The 19,872-nt window shown below is 54.6% G+C and carries 13 protein-coding genes; 8 read left to right on the top strand and 5 right to left on the bottom strand.

The genetic code is table 11. The features are described 5' to 3' along the window. Nucleotides 1–185: 185 nt before the first annotated feature. Nucleotides 186–506 carry an ATP-dependent Clp protease adapter ClpS gene (clpS, locus tag F3J26_RS19330; RefSeq protein WP_008461103.1) on the top strand — a complete coding sequence of 107 codons (321 nt, stop codon included), beginning with the start codon at nucleotides 186–188 and terminating at the stop codon, nucleotides 504–506. 27 nt (nucleotides 507–533) lie between these two features. Then, nucleotides 534–2,807, top strand: a complete 2,274-nt coding sequence (gene clpA, locus F3J26_RS19335; protein WP_166995475.1) for an ATP-dependent Clp protease ATP-binding subunit ClpA — start codon at nucleotides 534–536, stop codon at nucleotides 2,805–2,807. A 97-nt stretch (nucleotides 2,808–2,904) separates the two neighbouring features. Here clpA and infA read toward each other — a convergent pair whose 3' ends face one another. The 5 genes from infA to trxB all read right to left on the bottom strand — a co-directional run bounded on the left by infA (nucleotide 2,905) and on the right by trxB (nucleotide 8,734). Further along, entirely contained in the window at nucleotides 2,905–3,123 is a 219-nt protein-coding gene (gene infA, locus F3J26_RS19340; protein WP_002211347.1) for a translation initiation factor IF-1, read from the bottom strand. 278 nt (nucleotides 3,124–3,401) lie between these two features. Further along, on the bottom strand, nucleotides 3,402–4,103 hold the full coding sequence (gene aat, locus F3J26_RS19345; RefSeq protein ID WP_008461108.1) for a leucyl/phenylalanyl-tRNA--protein transferase: 702 nt from the start codon (nucleotides 4,101–4,103) through the stop codon (nucleotides 3,402–3,404). Nucleotides 4,104–4,164: 61 nt separating this feature from the next. Beyond that, a complete protein-coding gene (gene cydC, locus F3J26_RS19350; RefSeq protein WP_166995476.1) occupies nucleotides 4,165–5,886 on the bottom strand; it encodes a heme ABC transporter ATP-binding protein/permease CydC in 1,722 nt (573 codons plus the stop codon). Continuing rightward, entirely contained in the window at nucleotides 5,886–7,652 is a 1,767-nt protein-coding gene (gene cydD / locus F3J26_RS19355) for a heme ABC transporter permease/ATP-binding protein CydD (RefSeq protein ID WP_166995477.1), read from the bottom strand. The genes cydC and cydD overlap by 1 nt, the downstream gene beginning before the upstream one ends. A 113-nt stretch (nucleotides 7,653–7,765) precedes the next feature. Beyond that, entirely contained in the window at nucleotides 7,766–8,734 is a 969-nt protein-coding gene (trxB, locus tag F3J26_RS19360) for a thioredoxin-disulfide reductase (protein ID WP_166995479.1), read from the bottom strand. A 492-nt stretch (nucleotides 8,735–9,226) separates the two neighbouring features. On the opposite strand from trxB, the gene lrp reads away from it, so the two are divergent. From lrp to dmsA, 6 genes are all read left to right on the top strand, one after another. Then, on the top strand, nucleotides 9,227–9,721 hold the full coding sequence (gene lrp / locus F3J26_RS19365) for a leucine-responsive transcriptional regulator Lrp (RefSeq protein ID WP_000228469.1): 495 nt from the start codon (nucleotides 9,227–9,229) through the stop codon (nucleotides 9,719–9,721). Nucleotides 9,722–9,842: 121 nt separating this feature from the next. After that, nucleotides 9,843–13,556, top strand: coding sequence for a DNA translocase FtsK 4TM domain-containing protein (locus tag F3J26_RS19370; protein ID WP_166995481.1), 3,714 nt, complete (start codon nucleotides 9,843–9,845; stop codon nucleotides 13,554–13,556). A 175-nt stretch (nucleotides 13,557–13,731) separates the two neighbouring features. Continuing rightward, on the top strand, nucleotides 13,732–14,343 hold the full coding sequence (gene lolA, locus F3J26_RS19375; RefSeq protein ID WP_166995483.1) for an outer membrane lipoprotein periplasmic chaperone LolA: 612 nt from the start codon (nucleotides 13,732–13,734) through the stop codon (nucleotides 14,341–14,343). Nucleotides 14,344–14,351: 8 nt separating this feature from the next. Then, nucleotides 14,352–15,695, top strand: a complete 1,344-nt coding sequence (locus F3J26_RS19380) for an AAA family ATPase (protein WP_166995484.1) — start codon at nucleotides 14,352–14,354, stop codon at nucleotides 15,693–15,695. Between the two features lie 94 nt (nucleotides 15,696–15,789). Continuing rightward, nucleotides 15,790–17,082, top strand: a complete 1,293-nt coding sequence (gene serS / locus F3J26_RS19385; protein WP_166995486.1) for a serine--tRNA ligase — start codon at nucleotides 15,790–15,792, stop codon at nucleotides 17,080–17,082. 345 nt (nucleotides 17,083–17,427) lie between these two features. Further along, entirely contained in the window at nucleotides 17,428–19,869 is a 2,442-nt protein-coding gene (gene dmsA / locus F3J26_RS19390) for a dimethylsulfoxide reductase subunit A (protein WP_166995488.1), read from the top strand. The last annotated feature ends 3 nt before the right edge of the window (nucleotides 19,870–19,872 follow it).

Below are 19,872 nucleotides of genomic sequence, written 5' to 3' on the forward strand. Positions count from 1 at the left end.
TAAGGCAACAATGAGTCAAAAATTTGAAGCAGTTAACGCTATTGCTATTAATGTGATGTAGCTCGCTTACGGAGATTCGTTACGGGATCGAATACGTTGTCATACGTTTGCGAAAAGCGTATTACACTCAATATAAGGCCTTGCCTGACAGTATGTTGGGCTTCAACAAACGATGATAAATCGCAATGGGTAAGACGAACGACTGGTTGGACTTTGACCAAATGGCGGCGGATAAACTGCGCGAAACGCTAAAACCGCCCTCCATGTATAAAGTTATACTGATGAACGATGACTACACGCCAATGGAATTTGTTATTGACGTACTGCAAAAGTTCTTTTCTTATGATGTTGAACGTGCCACGCAGTTGATGCTCACGGTTCACTATCAGGGTAAAGCTATCTGTGGCATCTTTACTGCAGAAGTAGCGGAAACCAAAGTGGCGTTAGTGAACCAGTATGCAAGGGAGAACGAGTACCCGTTGCTGTGTACGCTAGAAAAGGCCTGACAAGGCCGATAATTTGGGGAGGTGCCTATGCTCAATCAAGAACTGGAACTCAGTTTAAACATGGCTTTCGCCAGAGCGCGCGAGCACCGACATGAATTTATGACCGTCGAGCATCTATTACTGGCATTGCTCAGTAACCCATCTGCCCGCGAAGCGCTGGAAGCGTGTTCTGTGGATATGGTGGCGCTGCGGCAGGAGCTCGAAGCCTTCATCGAACAAACTACACCGGTCCTGCCACCCAACGTTGAAGAGCGCGACACGCAGCCGACGCTAAGTTTCCAGCGTGTGCTGCAGCGAGCGGTGTTCCATGTGCAGTCCTCCGGGCGCAGTGAAGTGACCGGTGCCAACGTGCTGGTTGCCATTTTCAGCGAACAGGAATCCCAGGCAGCCTACCTGCTGCGCAAACATGAAGTAAGCCGCCTCGACGTGGTGAACTTTATCTCTCACGGCACGCGCAAAGACGAACCGAATCAGTCATCGGGTTCTGAAAATCCGGTCAACGAAGAGCAAGCAGGCGGGGAGGAACGTATGGAAAACTTCACCACCAATCTTAATCAGCTTGCGCGCGTGGGCGGGATCGATCCGCTGATTGGCCGCGATAAAGAGCTGGAGCGTGCTATCCAGGTTCTGTGCCGTCGCCGTAAAAATAACCCGCTGCTGGTCGGTGAATCTGGCGTGGGTAAAACGGCTATTGCCGAAGGGCTGGCGTGGCGAATTGTGCAGGGTGATGTGCCGGAAGTGATGGCCGACTGCACCATCTACTCGCTGGATATCGGTTCTCTGCTGGCCGGTACCAAATACCGCGGCGATTTTGAAAAACGTTTTAAAGCGCTGCTGAAACAGCTCGAGCAGGATCAAAACAGCATCCTGTTTATCGATGAAATCCACACCATTATTGGCGCGGGCGCGGCTTCCGGTGGCCAGGTCGACGCCGCTAACCTGATTAAACCGCTGCTCTCCGGCGGTAAAATTCGGGTGATTGGCTCGACGACTTATCAGGAGTTCAGCAACATCTTCGAAAAAGATCGTGCCCTGGCGCGCCGCTTCCAGAAGATTGATATTACTGAGCCAAGCGTTGAAGAAACGGTGCAGATCATCAACGGACTGAAACCGAAATACGAAGCGCACCACGACGTTCGCTATACCGCGAAGGCGATTCGCGCGGCGGTTGAGCTGGCGGTGAAATACATCAATGACAGGCATCTGCCGGATAAGGCTATCGACGTCATTGATGAGGCGGGCGCACGTAGCCGCCTGATGCCGGTCAGCAAGCGTAAGAAAACCGTTAACGTGGCGGACATCGAAACCGTGGTCGCTCGCATTGCGCGCATCCCGGAAAAAAGCGTTTCCGCGAGCGATCGCGATACGCTGAAAAGCCTGGGCGATCGCCTGAAAATGCTGGTGTTTGGCCAGGATAAAGCGATTGAAGCGCTGACCGAAGCGATCAAGATGAGTCGTGCCGGTTTGGGTCAGGATCATAAACCTGTCGGTTCGTTCTTATTTGCTGGCCCTACTGGGGTTGGTAAGACGGAAGTCACCGTGCAGCTGGCGAAGTCGCTGGGCATTGAGCTGCTGCGCTTTGATATGTCCGAGTATATGGAACGCCATACCGTGAGCCGCCTGATTGGCGCCCCTCCAGGCTATGTTGGTTTCGATCAGGGTGGGCTGCTGACGGATGCGGTGATTAAGCATCCACATGCGGTTCTGCTGCTCGATGAAATCGAAAAAGCGCACCCGGATGTCTTTAACCTGCTTCTGCAGGTAATGGACAACGGTACGCTGACCGATAACAACGGACGCAAGGCGGACTTCCGCAACGTGATTCTGGTGATGACCACCAACGCCGGGGTGCGAGAAACCGAACGTAAATCTATCGGGCTTATCCGCCAGGACAACAGCACCGATGCAATGGAAGAGATCAAAAAGATCTTTACGCCGGAGTTCCGTAACCGTCTCGACAACATTATCTGGTTCAACCACCTCTCTACCGAGGTGATTCATCAGGTGGTGGATAAGTTTATTGTCGAGCTACAGGTTCAGCTGGATCAGAAAGGCGTTTCGCTGGAAGTGAACCAGGAAGCGCGTGACTGGCTGGCAGAGAAGGGCTATGACCGCGCGATGGGCGCTCGCCCAATGGCGCGTGTTATCCAGGACAACCTGAAAAAACCGCTAGCCAACGAACTGCTGTTCGGCACCCTTGTTGACGGTGGGCAGGTTACGGTTGCGCTGGATAAAGACCAGCAGCAGTTGATCTTCAACTTTGCGAGTGCGCAGAAGCACAAGCCTGAGGCCGCGCACTAGCGCTGGCTGAGGATGTAAAAAAGGCCGGGCATTGCCCGGCCTTTCTATTACAACGAACTCTCAACGCCGCCCATCTCAGGCCGCGGAATAAAAACTATCAACGGCTACGGAAGACAATGCGGCCTTTGCTCAGGTCGTACGGGGTCAGCTCAACGGTGACTTTGTCGCCCGTCAGAATGCGGATGTAGTTTTTGCGCATTTTACCGGAGATATGAGCGGTAACCACGTGCCCGTTTTCCAGCTCAACGCGGAACATCGTGTTAGGTAACGTATCAAGTACGGTACCCTGCATTTCAATATTGTCTTCTTTGGCCATCTAATCCTCTGGGGTATCACTACCGTAGTTTGAACCGGCAAGATAATGCCGAAGTTCGCTTATCATGTAAAGAATTGTTGGTGAAATCACCAGTGAAAGTGCATTTTGCTTATTACCCGCCGCTTAGCAGCTTGCCGCATGGCAACGTCTGCGACGAAGAACGCAAGGAGATAAATGAGAGGGTATTCCCTTAAACAATAAATCCCAGACAACGGCGGGGTAGCAGGCAAAAGCCACTTAGCGGCGCTAATTATAACACCCTCACATAAAATGTGTTGTTAAACATTATTGCTCAGCATCTGCGGAACCCAGCAATGAGAGCCCAAGTGCTGGAGGCGAAGTTCCGCTAATGCCTGGAGATACTCTCTACGAGGAATTTCAATCACGCCCAGCGAAGCCGTATGCTCATTTAATACCTGGCAGTCGATCAATTTGCCGCCATGGCGAATAAAGTGCTGACAGAAAACCAGCAGCGCCGTTTTGGAGGCATTCACCCGGCGGCTAAACATAGATTCGCCGCAAAATAATGCCCCCTGCGCCACGCCGTACATGCCGCCTACCAGCTCTTTTCCTTCCCATACTTCAACGGAGTGGGCATGGCCTAATTCATGCAGGCGCAAATAAGCTTCTACAATGTCTGCGGTGATCCATGTGCCTTCATTTCTGTCGCTGGCGCAGCCATAGAGTACGCGCTCAAAAGCGTGGTTGAGCGTGACGGTATAAGGCGAAGTGCGATGAAAGCGCTTCATGCTGCGGCTAAGGTGAAACTGCGCCGGGTAAAGAATGGCGCGGGGATCGGGCGACCACCACAAAATAGGATCGCCGGGAGAAAACCACGGAAAGATACCCCGCTGATAGGCCATCAGCAGGCGTGCGGGGGTCAGGTCGCCGCCAAGCGCCAATAACCCATTAGGTTCACGCAACGCGCCTTCCGGCGAAGGAAAGGCAATCGAGTCACGAGACAGCTGTACCAGGCGCATGACGACCAATACTCCAGAGCAATAGAGCAATAATAAATTGATAATAGTCTATTCAGAACGCCTACAGGCGCTGGCGAAATTGATAATAACGTCCGCCGGACGCCATTAATTCAGCGTGATTACCTTGCTCAATTATTTGCCCGTTGTCCATCACAATTATGCTGTCAAAAGCGTTCAAACCGCGCAGGCGGTGAGTGACCATCAGCACCGTTTTATCTCTGGTGACTTCAGCCAACAAATCAAGGATTTGGCGCTCTGTTTCTGCATCCAGGCCTTCGGTAGGTTCATCCAGCAGCATAAGAGGGGCGTTATGCAATATTGCCCTGGCAATCGCAAGGCGACGAAGCTCCCCGCCGGAAAGCTGACGACCACCTTCGCCAAGCCAGCTATTAAGCCCGCCGTCTTCAAGCAGTTTTTCAAGTCCTACCTGAGTCAGAGCGGTGCTGAGTTGGGCATCGCTGGCCTCTGGAGATGCCAGTAAAAGGTTATCGCGAAGCGTGGCGCTAAACAGGTGTACGCGCTGAGGGACAACGCTCGTTGCTTTGCGCAGAGTGACTTCATCAAAAGCGCTAAGGGCGATGCCGTTAAGTTGAATTTCGCCCTGCTGAGCATCCCATGCGCGGGTCAGTAATTGCAGTAAAGTGGATTTACCGCAGCCGGTTTTACCGAGGATCGCTATTCTCTGCCCGGCGCTGACGGACAGTGAAATGTCTTTCAGTGCAGACTGACTCTGGCCTGGATAAGTAAAACTCAGCTCGCGAATGTCCAGAGTTGCCCGCCGTTGCTCGGGCTGCGTTGCTTCAGGAAAAATAACTTCAGGTGTCTGGCTGGTGATTTGCGTCACGCGCAGCGCTGAGGCAATGACCTGGCCAAGATGCTGAAAGGCGCCGGTAACCGGGGCCATCGCTTCAAATGCCGCCAGGGCACAAAAGACGAACAGGGCAATCAGCGCGCCGGGAGATTGGCTTTCGCCTACGCCTGCGGATGCCATCCACAGCATCGTCAGTACGGCAATACCACTGATAAGCAGCATGATAGCCTGCGACAGGGCAGTTAACCCGGCCTGGCGACGTTGCGCTTCCTGCCAGCTGTTTTCCGTGGCATCTAACTGTTCGCGCGCGCGGTTTGCTGCGCCGAAAATGGTTAATTCCGCGTGGCTTTGAAGCCAGGAGGTGAGCTGCTGGCGATAGTTACCGCGTTGAACGGTTAGCGCTTCCCCGGTTGGCTGCCCGGCGCGGTAGAACAGCGGCGGCAGAAGGAGCAGGGTCACGAGTAAAATTCCGCCAAGCGTTAAGGCAAGGGAAACATCAAGGAAACTCAGGCCAAAAGTCACCACCAGGATAACGACAAAAGCGCCGACGAGCGGAGAGATAACCCGCAAATAAAGGTGATCGAGCGTATCGACGTCTGCCACCACGCGATTGAGCAATTCTCCTTGGCGAAAGCGCGCCAGCCCGGCAGGGGAGAGGGGCAGCAGCTTGCTAAAGGTTGACACGCGTAAATGCTGCAGGACGCGGAAGGTAGCATCGTGGCTGACCAGACGCTCAAAATAGCGACCCGCTGTGCGGGTGATAGCCGCCCCGCGAACGCCTGCGGCAGGCAGCATGTAGTTAAAGCTGTAGAGCCCGGCAACGCCCACTACGGCCGAGGCAGAAAGGAACCAGCCGGAGAGCGTTAACAGACCAATGCTGGCAAGCAGCGTGATAATCGCCAGAACAACGCCTAAAGACAGTAACCATTTGTGGCGGCGATAAAGCGCCAGATAAGGCAGCAATGCGCGCATTAGATCTCCTCCTGGCGACTGGCCAGTAATAGAGCAAAGAGGCCTTCTTCAACGGAAAGCTGTTCGAAGTTTCCCTGCTGAACAATCAGCCCGTTCCGCATCACCCAAATTTGATCCCAACTGCTGATGTAGTCCAGTTGGTGAGTCACCATCAGTGTGGTTTGCTTCTGGGACGCTTCCGTGAGCGCTTCCATTACACGCTGTTCGCTGTGGGCATCCAGGCTCGCGGCAGGCTCATCCAGCAATAAAACACCGCAAGGGGAGAGTAAGGCTCTGGCTACGGCCACTCGCTGTGCCTGACCCACGGATAAACGGGTAGACTGATCGCCGATTGGGGTGTCGATACCTTCTGGCAGCTGCGACAGAAACTCTGTTACCGAGGCTTTATCCAGAGCTGCCTGCAAACGAGTGCCGTCCGCTTCTGGCATCCCAAGAAGTACGTTGTCACGTAGGGTAGCCGCCGGTAGCTGCGGATTTTGCCCCACCCAACTAAGCTGTGTGCGCCACCATTCAGGTGAAAGCTGTGCCAGCTCGACGCCATTGACCAGCAACTGCCCCTGATAGGGCAGGAAGCCGGACAGGACATTCAGCAGGGAGCTTTTGCCCGCACCGCTTTGGCCTACCAGCGCCACGCGTTGCCCGGCGGGAAGCATAAAGTTCAGCGGCCCGGCCAGCACTTTCCCCTCTGCGGACAGAATTGTCATCTCTCGGGCTTCAAGAGTGAAAGTTCCGTTGCCCGAAAGCTGCACGGTTCCCTGCTCAGGGTGTTGCAGCGGTGCGTCGAGGAAGGTCTTCAGGGTCTCTGCCGCGCCTACGGCCTGAGCCCTGGCGTGATAGAAGGTGCCCATATCACGCAGCGGCTGGAAGAATTCAGGGGCAAGAATGAGCGCCAGGAAGCCAGCGAATAAAGTGACTCCAGCGCCATAATGGCCGAAATTCAGCTCGCCAAGGTAAGAGAAGCCGAAATAGACGGCCACCACGGCGATAGATAACGAGGCGAAAAACTCCAGCACGCCGGAAGAAAGAAAGGCCATACGCAGCACTTCCATGGTGCGCTGACGAAAGTCCTGGCTTGCCGCGCGAATATTTTCAGTTTCCGCCGCGCCACGGTTAAATACACGAAGTGTTTCCATCCCGCGAAGACGATCTAGGAAGTGTCCGCTGAGCCTTGCCAGCGCCTGGAAATTACGGCGGTTCGCATCGGCTGCGCCCATGCCTACCAGCGCCATGAAAATAGGGATAAGCGGCGCGGTGCCTAGCAAAATGAGTGCGGCTGCCCAGTTGATCGGGAAAATGGCAATAATAATCAGCAAAGGCACCATGACCGCCAGCGACATCTGCGGCAGGTAGCGCGCGTAGTAGTCGTGCATGTCTTCTATTTGTTCAAGAACCAGCGTAGCCCAGCTCCCCACTGGTTTGCCCTGAATCCAGGCTGGGCCTGCCTGATGTAATCTGTCGAGTACCTGGCGGCGAATTTCCTGGCGAATGTGCAATCCGGCGTGGAATCCGACCTTTTCGCGCAGCCACACGATCCACGCGCGCAGCACAAATACCAGAACCAGCAAAATAAACGGCATGAGCAGTGCTTCACGCGGAATATTTTCCATGATCATGTGCTGGAGAATGCGGGCGAGCAGCCAGGCCTGGGCCACAATCAGTAAACCACTGACCAAACCGAGCAGACGTGACAAGCCGAGCCAACGGCGAGAGATAAGACTTTGCTGTTTTAGCCAGAGGCTAAGTTCTTGCTGACGGGTTTTATTCATCGCGTGCCAGATTCTGGTAGAAGAAGGAATTCTCAGGCAATTTTGACAGGCAATGTTACATGGCAGAAACAAGAAAGGCGACCAGCAAGGCCGCCTTTTTTAACATCTTTAGATTATTTACACTGTTCGGCCAGGCCGTCGAGATAGCGCTCGGCGTCCAGAGCGGCCATGCAGCCGGTTCCGGCAGAAGTGATGGCCTGACGATAAATATGATCCATCACATCGCCTGCGGCAAATACGCCTGGAATACTGGTCTGGGTAGCGTTGCCGTGAATACCGGACTGCACTTTAATGTAGCCGTTTTCCAGCTCCAGCTGGCCGTTGAAGATGGCGGTGTTCGGGCTATGACCGATAGCCACGAACAGCCCTGCAACTTCCAGTTCTTCGGTAACATCGGTGTTTTGCGTGTCGCGCAGGCGAAGGCCGCTGACGCCCATTTGATCGCCTGTGACTTCTTCCAGCGTGCGATGGGTGTGCAGCACAATGTTGCCATTCTGCACTTTATCCATCAGACGATTAATCAGGATCTTCTCCGCGCGGAAGCTGTCGCGACGGTGGATCAAATGCACTTCTGAAGCGATGTTTGCCAGATAAAGCGCTTCTTCAACTGCGGTATTCCCGCCGCCGATAACCGCGACTTTCTGGTTGCGGTAGAAGAAACCGTCACAGGTGGCGCAGGCAGAAACGCCGCGGCCTTTGAAGGCTTCTTCGGAAGGCAGGCCAAGGTAGCGTGCAGATGCGCCGGTCGCGATGATCAGCGCGTCACAGGTGTATTCGCCGCTGTCGCCCACCAGGCGGAAAGGACTGTTCTGCAGATCGACGCTGGTGATGTGGTCGAACAGAATTTCAGTTTCGAACTTAGCCGCATGCTCGTGCATACGTTCCATCAGTAACGGACCGGTCAGGTCGTTAGGATCGCCAGGCCAGTTTTCGACTTCGGTTGTGGTGGTCAGCTGACCGCCTTTTTCCATCCCGGTAATCAAAACCGGTTTTAAGTTGGCGCGTGCAGCGTAGACCGCTGCGGTATAGCCCGCAGGGCCGGAGCCAAGAATAAGCAGCTTACTGTGTTTAGCTGTGCCCATGAGATCCTCATTGAACGTTTACAGACAATGGGGGTGATTGTAGGGAATTCGTTGCAGTAAAAAAAGAGTGCAGCAATGTTGTTAACGATGTGTGTCATTGATGCTGCCTATAAGCCCAATGAATATCGCCGTCATGTGCATAAATAATCATTGTAATAGCACGGTAATCACGGTGCGAAAATGATGAATAATCATCAGCCAAAAGGAATATCTGGCACGTTCCACTAAAAATAGATGTTTTGCTTTGACAATCCCCTAAGCATTTGCGAAAACATTCGAGGAAGAAAAACATTTGGTGATGTGGAAGCCGCGTGCTCTCGCGCAAACCTGATGCAAATTTACCGAGTTATTGAAATTTACGCATGACGTGGACAGACGCTATGCGTGATGTCGATAGCAGCCGCAAGGCATCGGTCTTCTCACGTACACCCTGAACATTGACGTCACCAGGGTTATGGCAGGTGAAGGAAGGAATAGAGAGAGACAATAATAATGGTAGATAGCAAGAAGCGCCCGGGCAAAGATCTCGACCGTATCGATCGCAATATTCTCAACGAATTGCAAAAGGATGGGCGCATTTCTAACGTTGAGCTTTCAAAGCGTGTTGGGCTTTCGCCGACGCCGTGCCTTGAGCGCGTTCGTCGTCTGGAACGTCAGGGTTTTATTCAGGGCTATACGGCGCTGTTAAACCCGCATTATCTGGATGCCTCGCTGCTGGTATTTGTTGAGATTACTCTGAATCGTGGCGCCCCGGATGTGTTTGAGCAATTTAACGCCGCAGTGCAGAAACTTGAAGAAATTCAAGAGTGTCATCTCGTATCCGGTGATTTCGACTACCTGTTGAAAACACGCGTGCCGGATATGTCGGCGTATCGTAAACTCTTAGGTGAGACCCTGCTGCGTCTGCCGGGCGTGAACGACACCCGTACTTATGTTGTCATGGAAGAGGTCAAACAGAGTAACCGTTTGGTCATTAAGACCCGTTAATACGGGCCAGGTGCAAAATTGGCGTATTTTGGTTACACTCCTGGGAATCCATACAGCAACAGCTCCGGCAGGCCGCCGGTGCTGTTGTCTCCATTGAGTTTAAGGACCTGGAGAGCCTTTCTTGAGCCAGGAATATACCGAAGATAAAGAAGTAACATTGCGGAAACTGAGCAGCGGGCGCCGTTTACTCGAGGCGTTGCTGATCCTTGTTGCCTTATTCGCCATCTATTTGATGGCTGCCTTGCTAAGCTTTAACCCCTCAGACCCTAGCTGGTCGCAAACCGCGTGGCATGAGCCCATCCATAATCTGGGTGGTGCGCCGGGAGCGTGGTTTGCTGATACGCTGTTCTTCATTTTTGGCGTGATGGCCTACACCATTCCGGTGATTATCATCGGGGGCTGCTGGTTCACCTGGCGCCAGCGCGACAGTGAAGAATTCATCGATTATTTTGCCGTTTCGCTGCGCCTGATCGGCGTACTTGCGATGGTGCTGACCTCTTGTGGCCTGGCGGCCATCAATGCGGACGATATTTGGTACTTCGCTTCGGGCGGCGTGCTGGGTAGCTTGCTTAGCACCGCTATGATGCCGCTGTTGAACAGCAGCGGCGGCACAATTGCGCTGCTTTGCGTTTGGGCTGCTGGTCTGACGCTGTTCACCGGCTGGTCCTGGGTCAGCATTGCTGAGAAACTTGGCAGCGCGGTGCTGACCGTGCTGACTTTTGCCAGCAACCGCACCCGCCGGGATAACACCTGGCAGGATGAGGACGAATACGAAGAAGAGCATGACGAAGACGAAGCGCCGCGGGTTTCTGCTGAGAAACGCGAATCTCGCCGGGCGCGTATTTTACGCGGGGCGCTTGCGCGTAAGCAGCGCTTATCTCAGAAGTTTGCTAATCCTAATGGTCGCAAAACGGATGCGGCGTTGTTCTCCGGCAAGCGTATGGATGACGCTGAAGACGATGTGTTGTTCAGCGCTCGTGGTGTAGAAGCGGATCCGAACGATGTGCTGTTCTCCGGGCATAAAGCGACTTTGCCAGAAGATCAGGAATACGATCCGCTGTTCAGTGGACACTCTGCCGTTGAGCCTATTGCAGCGGCTGCCGCGGCAACAACCGTTCACCAGTCGTGGGCTGCACCGGTACCGCCGGTTGCTTCAATGCCTCCAGTATCAACACCGGCACCTGCCGTTGACGCTGAGCATGCTGCCCCAGCGATTGCCTGGGAACCGGCACCGACAACGGTCACGCCAGAACCGGTTATTGCGCCTGCACCGGATCATTACACGTCGCCGCACCCGGCAAGCATACAACAGCAGGTTGTTCCTGAGACGCATCAAAGCTGGTCTGAACCCGTTGTGCCAGTGGCTCAGCCAGCCGTTGAACCACAGTCCGTGCCTGAGCCGGTAGAAGAGGTGAAATACGTTCGTCCGCCGATGTACCACTTTGAAGAAGTGGAAGAGAAGCGAGCCCGGGAACGTGAACAGCTTGCGGCGTGGTACCAACCAGTCAATGAGCCAAAGCCTGATCCTTACAGCTATGCGCCAGTAAAACCCGCTAGCCCGGAACCGGTTCAACCTTTGATACCGACATCTGCGCCCGCTTCCACGCCGTTATTGGCACCAGAAATGCCAGTGCCGGATATAACGCAGACTGCATCTGGCATTCAGCAGGCAGTAAAAACTGGGGCTGCAGCGGCAGCATTTTCACCCGTGTTCAGTATCGCCAGCGATGCGCCACGTCCTCAGGTAAAAGAAGGTATTGGCCCTCAACTGCCACGTCCAAACCGGGTACGCGTTCCGACTCGTCGTGAACTGGCGTCCTATGGCATAAAACTGCCTTCCCAGCGAATGGCAGAAGAGCAGGCGAGACTCGCCGAGAACCAGCAGTCTGAAGACAATTACGGCGATGAAGGCGATGCGCTGCAGCAGCACGAACTGGCCCGCCAGTTTGCGGCCCAGCAACAGCAGCGCTATGGCGAAGAGTACGAAGACGAAAGCTGGTCTGAAGAACAGCAGGCCGAGGCGGAAGAGGCAGAACTTGCGCGTCAGTTTGCTGCACAGCAGCAACAGCGCTATAGCGAGCAGCCACAGCAGAATAATGCGCCGTTCTCTCTTGACGACTTTGATTTCCAGTCATCGTTGAAGGAACTGGTGGATGATACGCCGAGCGAGCCGCTGTTTACCCCGAGCTTTGAACCGGCCCCGCAGCCAGTTCAGCACAGTCAACCCGCGGCACAGCCTTCTCAATATGCTCAGGCGGCTCAGCATCAGCCTGCTGCGCCAGAGCCAAAAGAGAGCCTGATCCACCCGTTCTTGATGCGCAACGGTGACGATCGCCCGCTTCAGAAACCGACCACGCCGCTGCCGTCGTTGGATCTACTGACTTCTCCTCCAACTGAGGTTGAACCGGTAGATACCTTTGCAATGGAGCAGATGGCGCGCCTGGTTGAAGCGCGTCTGGCGGATTACCGCATTAAAGCGGATGTAGTGGATTATTCCCCTGGCCCAGTCATTACCCGCTTCGAGCTGGATTTGGCTCCGGGTGTAAAGGCTGCCCGCATCTCTAACCTTTCCCGCGACCTGGCGCGTTCGCTCTCCACCGTCGCCGTGCGTGTGGTTGAGGTTATTCCGGGTAAACCTTACGTAGGCCTTGAGTTGCCTAACAAAAAGCGCCAGACCGTTTATCTGCGTGAAGTGCTCGACTGCGCTAAATTCCGCGACAACGGCTCTCCGTTGACCGTGGTTCTGGGTAAAGACATCGGCGGTGAGCCTGTCGTTGCAGACCTGGCGAAAATGCCTCACTTGCTGGTAGCCGGTACAACGGGGTCCGGTAAGTCGGTTGGCGTAAACGCCATGATCATCAGCATGTTGTATAAAGCAACGCCGGAAGATGTTCGCTTCATTATGATCGACCCGAAAATGCTTGAGCTGTCGGTGTATGAAGGCATTCCACATCTGTTGACCGAAGTGGTTACGGATATGAAAGACGCCGCGAATGCGCTGCGCTGGAGCGTGAACGAGATGGAGCGCCGCTATAAGCTGATGTCCGCGCTGGGCGTGCGAAACCTTGCGGGCTACAACGAACGCGTGCTGGAAGCTGAGCGCATGGGGCGCCCAATCCCTGACCCGTTCTGGAAACCTGGTGACAGCATGGAAGTGAGCCACCCGATGCTGGAGAAACTGCCGTATATCGTGGTGCTGGTGGATGAATTTGCCGACCTGATGATGACGGTAGGCAAAAAAGTAGAAGAGCTGATCGCCCGCCTCGCACAGAAAGCGCGCGCCGCAGGTATTCACCTTGTTCTTGCAACCCAGCGTCCATCGGTTGACGTCATTACCGGCCTGATTAAAGCTAACATCCCAACCCGTATCGCGTTTACGGTGTCGAGCAAAATTGACTCACGCACAATCCTGGATCAGGGCGGCGCTGAATCACTTCTCGGCATGGGGGATATGCTTTATTCCGCGCCAAACTCCACGACGCCGATTCGTGTGCACGGTGCCTTTGTGCGTGATGAAGAAGTGCATGCGGTGGTGCAGGACTGGAAAGCACGTGGCCGTCCGCAGTACATCACCGGCATTACCGATGATGAAGGCAGCGGTGACGGCGGTGGCGGCGGTATGGACGGTGACGAAGAGCTGGATCCGCTGTTCGATCAGGCTGTCGCTTTCGTGGTAGAGAAACGCAAAGCATCTATCTCCGGCGTGCAGCGTCAGTTCCGTATCGGCTACAACCGAGCCGCGAGAATCGTGGAGCAGATGGAAGCGCAGGGGATCGTGAGCCCACAGGGGCATAACGGTAACCGAGAGGTTCTTGCGCCACCTCAGTTTGAGTAATCCGGCCGAGCGCTAGTCCATTGAGCAAAAAGAGCCGCGCCTGCGGCTCTTTTTGCAAAGATGGGTAAATTACCGGAAAATCAGCTTATTCTTCTGTTGCGGTAGCCGAAGACTTCACTAGAGTGAGCAGCAGAAGTGCCATCGTCGGGTGGTCAATGAATCCAGAGGGAACATAATGAAAAAAATCGTAATTGCCTGTGCGCTGTTAGCCGGCCTGACCGCAACCGGAGCCTGGGCTGACGCAGCCGGGGATTTGCAGGGTCGCCTTGATAAAGTTGGCAGCTTCCACGCCAGCTTCACCCAGAAAGTCACCGATGGTAGCGGCGCTGCCGTGCAGGAAGGCCAGGGCGATCTGTGGGTTAAGCGCCCAAACCTGTTCAACTGGCACATGACTCAGCCCGATGAAAGCATCCTCGTTTCCGACGGTAAAACCCTGTGGTTCTACAACCCGTTTGTTGAGCAGGTTACGGCTACCTGGCTAAAAGACGCCACCAGCAATACGCCGTTTATGCTGATTGCCCGCAACCAGTCCAGCGACTGGAAGCAATACAACATTAAACAGAACGGCGATGACTTTGTGCTGACGCCAAAAAGCAGCTCGGGTAACCTGAAGCAGTTCACCATCAACGTCGGCCGAGACGGCACTATCCATCAGTTCAGCGCCGTAGAGCAGGATGACCAGCGCAGCAGCTATACTTTGAAGGCTCAGCAAAACGGCGCAGTGGATGCCGGTAAGTTTACGTTCACCCCGCCAAAAGGCGTCACGGTGGACGACCAACGTAAGTAGAGGCTTGAGTGAGCAATCTGTCGCTCGATTTTTCAGAGAATACCTTCCAGCCGCTGGCCGCGCGTATGCGGCCAGAAAATCTGGCGCAGTACATCGGCCAGCAGCATCTGCTGGCTGATGGAAAACCGCTGCCCCGAGCCATTGAAGCAGGTCATCTGCATTCCATGATTCTTTGGGGGCCGCCGGGCACCGGTAAAACAACCCTCGCCGAAGTGATTGCTCGCTATGCCAGCGCGGATGTTGAACGTATTTCTGCGGTAACCTCAGGCGTGAAAGATATTCGTGAGGCCATCGAACGTGCGCGGCAGAACCGCAATGCCGGGCGCCGCACCATTCTTTTTGTCGACGAAGTTCACCGCTTCAACAAAAGCCAGCAGGATGCCTTCCTGCCGCATATCGAAGACGGCACCATTACTTTTATTGGTGCGACAACCGAAAACCCTTCTTTTGAGCTCAACTCGGCGCTGCTTTCCCGTGCCCGCGTGTATCTACTGAAATCACTGACCGTGGCGGATATTGAACTGGTGCTCGATCAGGCGATGAACGATAAAGCCAGGGGCTACGGCGGGCAAAATATCATCCTGCCGGACGAAACGCGTAAAGCCATTGCCGAGCTGGTTAACGGCGATGCGCGCCGGGCGTTAAATACGCTCGAAATGATGGCGGATATGGCTGAAGTTGACGCCAGCGGCAACCGGATTTTGCAAACCCAATTGCTAACGGAGATTGCTGGTGAACGCAGTGCGCGTTTCGATAATAAAGGCGATCGTTTTTACGATCTGATTTCAGCGGTACATAAATCAATTCGCGGTTCTGCCCCGGATGCCGCTCTTTACTGGTACGCGCGTATTATTAGCGCAGGTGGCGATCCGCTCTACGTTGCGCGGCGCTTACTGGCGATTGCCTCTGAAGACGTTGGTAACGCGGATCCCAGAGGTATGCAGGTGGCCATTGCCGCCTGGGATTGCTTCACCCGCGTAGGGCCAGCGGAAGGGGAGAGGGCTATTGCTCAGGCGATTGTTTATCTGGCCTGCGCCCCGAAAAGCAACGCCGTTTATACCGCGTTCAAAGCTGCAATGGCGGATGCGCGCGAACGCCCCGATTATGACGTGCCCGTCCATCTGCGTAACGCCCCAACGAAATTAATGAAAGAAATGGGCTATGGCCAGGAATACCGTTACGCCCATGACGAGCCCAATGCCTATGCCGCCGGGGAAGACTATTTCCCACCTGAAATGGCGCAAACTCGCTACTATCGACCGACCAACAGAGGTCTGGAAGGGAAGATTGGCGAAAAGCTAGCCTGGCTGACCGAGCAGGATCAGAAAAGCCCCACAAAACGCTACCGCTAATGCAGGCGTTGCGGTAAGGTTAGCAAGACTATCAAAGCGGTCGCAGGCTGTGGCCGCACTCCTATAAATTCAATTCGATAAGCACAGGATAAGCATGCTCGATCCCAATCTGCTGCGTACAGAGCCAGACGCAGTCGCTGAAAAACTGGCACGCCGGGGCTTTAAGCTGGATGTAGACACGCTGCGCTCTCTGGAAGAGCGTCGTAAAGTACTGCAGGTCAAAACGGAAAATCTGCAGGCTGAACGTAACTCGCGATCGAAATCCATCGGCCAGGCGAAAGCGCGCGGAGAAGACATTGAGCCGCTGCGCCTGCAGGTTAACCAGCTGGGTGAAGAGCTGGATGCAGCGAAAAACGAGCTTGATTCTCTGCTGGCAGACATTCGCGACATCTCGCTGACCCTGCCAAACATTCCTGATGACTGCGTGCCATTGGGCAAAGACGACAGCGAAAACGTCGAAGTCAGCCGCTGGGGCGAGCCGCGTAAATTTGATTTCGAAGTGCGCGATCACGTCACCCTGGGCGAAATGGCAAAAGGCCTGGACTTCGCTGCGGCGGTTAAACTCACCGGTTCCCGCTTTGTAGTCATGCAGGGGCAGGTGGCGCGTATGCACCGTGCGCTGAGCCAGTTTATGCTGGATCTGCACACCGAGCAGCACGGTTACATGGAAAACTATGTTCCGTATCTGGTTAACCAGGACACGCTGTACGGTACCGGCCAGTTGCCTAAGTTTGGCGGTGACCTGTTCCATACTCGTCCGCTGGAAGAAGAAGCGGACAGCAGCAACTATGCGCTGATCCCTACCGCAGAAGTGCCGCTGACCAACCTGGTTCGCGACGAGATCATCGACGAAGATTCCCTGCCGCTGAAGCTGACTGCGCACACGCCGTGCTTCCGCTCTGAAGCGGGATCCTATGGCCGTGATACTCGCGGGCTGATTCGTATGCACCAGTTCGACAAAGTTGAGATGGTGCAGATAGTTCGCCCTGAAGACTCTATGGATGCGCTGGAAGAGATGACCGGCCACGCGGAGAAGGTTCTGCAACTGCTGGGGCTGCCATACCGTAAAGTGCTGCTTTGCAGCGGTGATATCGGTTTCGGTGCGCGCAAAACTTACGATCTGGAAGTCTGGCTGCCGGCACAGGATACGTACCGTGAGATCTCTTCCTGTTCCAACTGCTGGGACTTCCAGGCTCGCCGCCTGCAGGCCCGCTGTCGCAGTAAAGCAGACAAGAAAACTCGCCTGGTTCACACCCTGAACGGTTCTGGTCTGGCAGTTGGCCGTACTCTGGTCGCCGTCCTGGAAAACTACCAGCAGGCTGATGGCCGCATTCAGGTACCAGAAGTGCTGCGTCCTTACATGAATGGCCTGGAATACATCGGGTAATCCGCCGTTTGTGATGCATTGAAAAAGCGCCTGAGGGCGCTTTTTTTATACCCTAATTCCGAGGTTTTACGTCAACACCGCCTTTCTTGATACCAGACAATAACCCCTACTCCCAAAGAAGTATTATTGCTCACCGGAAGCGGGTGATGATTGTTCAATTAAAACTTACATCTAATCATCATTTGACGGCCGTGCTTCACAAGGCGTGACGCGGCCAGGTCAATCCTTCAATAAAAATATACCGGACACCCCTTTCACCCTTTAGCTGCACAACGGAATGTGGGCTCTCAACCCGCGTGACCGCTGTCGGCTTATTTCAACTGTGAGCAAAACAAGTAGGTCACTATGACTGATAAAACCCCTAACGCGATCCTCGCGGCAGAGGTCAGCCGTCGTAAGCTGGTCCAAACCACGGCAATCGGTGGTTTAGCTGCTGCAACTAGCGCCTTCTCACTCCCCTTCTCCCGGCTCACTTTTGCCGCTCAAACCGTTAATCCCGGTAGCAGTGGAAAAGTGGTCTGGAGCGCCTGTACGGTGAACTGTGGCAGCCGCTGCCCGTTGCGTATGCATGTGGTGGATGGCGAAATTAAATATGTCGAAACCGATAACACCGGCGATGACGATTATGAAGGTTTACACCAGGTTCGGGCCTGCCTGCGTGGCCGCTCTATGCGTCGACGGGTCTATAATGCTGACCGCCTGAAATACCCGATGAAACGCGTTGGCGCGCGTGGCGAAGGGAAGTTCGAGCGCATTAGCTGGGATGAAGCGTTTGATACCATTGCCCACAGCATGCAGAGCATCATTAAAGAGCATGGTAACGAAGCTATTTATCTGAACTACGGTACCGGTACGCTGGGTGGAACCATGACGCGTTCCTGGCCGCCGGGTTCCACGCTGATTGCTCGCCTGATGAACTGCTGCGGGGGCTACCTCAATCATTACGGGGACTATTCCACCGCACAGATTGCCGCCGGTCTGAATTATACCTACGGCGGCTGGGCGGACGGCAACAGCCCATCCGATATTGAAAACAGCAAGCTGGTGGTGCTGTTCGGCAATAATCCGGGCGAAACGAGGATGAGCGGTGGCGGGGTAACTTATTACCTCGAACAGGCTCGCCAAAAGTCCAATGCCCGAATGATCATTATTGACCCACGTTACACCGACACCGGCGCAGGCCGGGAAGACGAGTGGATCCCTATTCGCCCTGGCACCGATGCGGCGCTGATTTCCGCACTGGCGTGGGTCATGATTGACGAAAACCTCGTAGATCAGGCCTTTCTGGACAAATACTGCGTTGGTTATGATGAAAAAACGCTCCCGGCAGGCGCGCCGTGCAATGGCCACTACAAAGCTTATATCCTGGGTCAGGGAGCTGACGGCATTGCCAAGACGCCTGAATGGGCTTCGCAGATAACCGGTATTCCGACCGATCGTATTATCAAACTTGCCCGGGAAATTGGCAGTGCTAAACCGGCCTTTATCAGCCAGGGGTGGGGGCCGCAGCGTCACTCCAACGGCGAGCTGGTTTCCCGCGCAATCGCCATGCTTTCTATCCTGACCGGTAACGTCGGTATTCACGGGGGCAACAGCGGGGCGCGTGAAGGCTCTTATAGCCTGCCGTTCGTGCGAATGCCTACGCTGGAAAACCCGGTTCAAACCAGTATTTCCATGTTTATGTGGACCGATGCCATCGAACGCGGCGCGCAGATGACAGCCACCCGCGACGGCGTGCGTGGTAAAGAGAAACTGGATGTACCGATTAAAATGGTCTGGAACTATGCCGGGAATTGCCTGATTAACCAGCATTCTCAGATCAACCGCACGCACGACATTCTGCAGGATGATAAAAAATGCGAAATGATCGTGGTAATCGACAACCATATGACGTCCTCTGCGAAATACGCCGATATTCTTCTGCCGGATTGCACGGCCTCTGAGCAGATGGATTTCTGCCTCGATGCTTCCTGCGGCAACATGTCTTATGTGATTTTTGCTGAACAGGCCATCAAGCCGCGTTTTGAATGCAAAACCATCTATGAAATGACGACCGAACTGGCGAAGCGTATGGGTGTGGAGCAGCGTTTCACGGAAGGACGGACGCAGGAAGGCTGGATGCGTCACCTGTATGCTCAATCTCAGGCAGCGATCCCTGAGCTGCCGAGCTTTGATGAGTTCCGCCAATTGGGGATGTTTAAAAAGCGTGACCCGGAAGGGCATCACGTCGCCTACAAAGCCTTCCGTGAAGATCCCCATGCCAACCCATTAACGACGCCGTCAGGGAAAATTGAGATCTATTCCGCTCAGCTTGCGGATATTGCCGCCACCTGGGAACTGCCGGAAGGGGATGTCATCGACCCGCTGCCGGTGTATAGCGCTGGTTTTGAGAACGTTGGCGATCCGCTGGCGGAAAAATGGCCGCTGCAGCTAACCGGCTTCCATTACAAAGCGCGGACGCACTCGACCTATGGCAACGTTGACGTGCTGAAGGCTGCCTGTCGCCAGGAGATGTGGATCAACCCGCTTGATGCAAAACAGCGCGGCATCGCCAATGGTGATGAAGTCCGTATTTTTAACGACCGCGGGGAAGTCTGCATTAGCGCCAAAGTGACGCCACGCATCATTCCTGGCGTTGTCGCCTTAGGGGAAGGCGCCTGGTATAGCCCCGATGTCAATAAAGTCGACCGCGGGGGCAGCATCAATGTGCTGACCACCCAGCGCCCGTCACCGCTGGCAAAAGGCAACCCATCCCACAGTAACCTGGTCCAGGTTGAAAAGGCGTAAGGA

The sequence above is a fragment of the Enterobacter sp. Ap-867 genome, from assembly GCF_011752855.1.
In the GTDB taxonomy this organism is placed as follows: Bacteria; Pseudomonadota; Gammaproteobacteria; order Enterobacterales; family Enterobacteriaceae; genus Cedecea.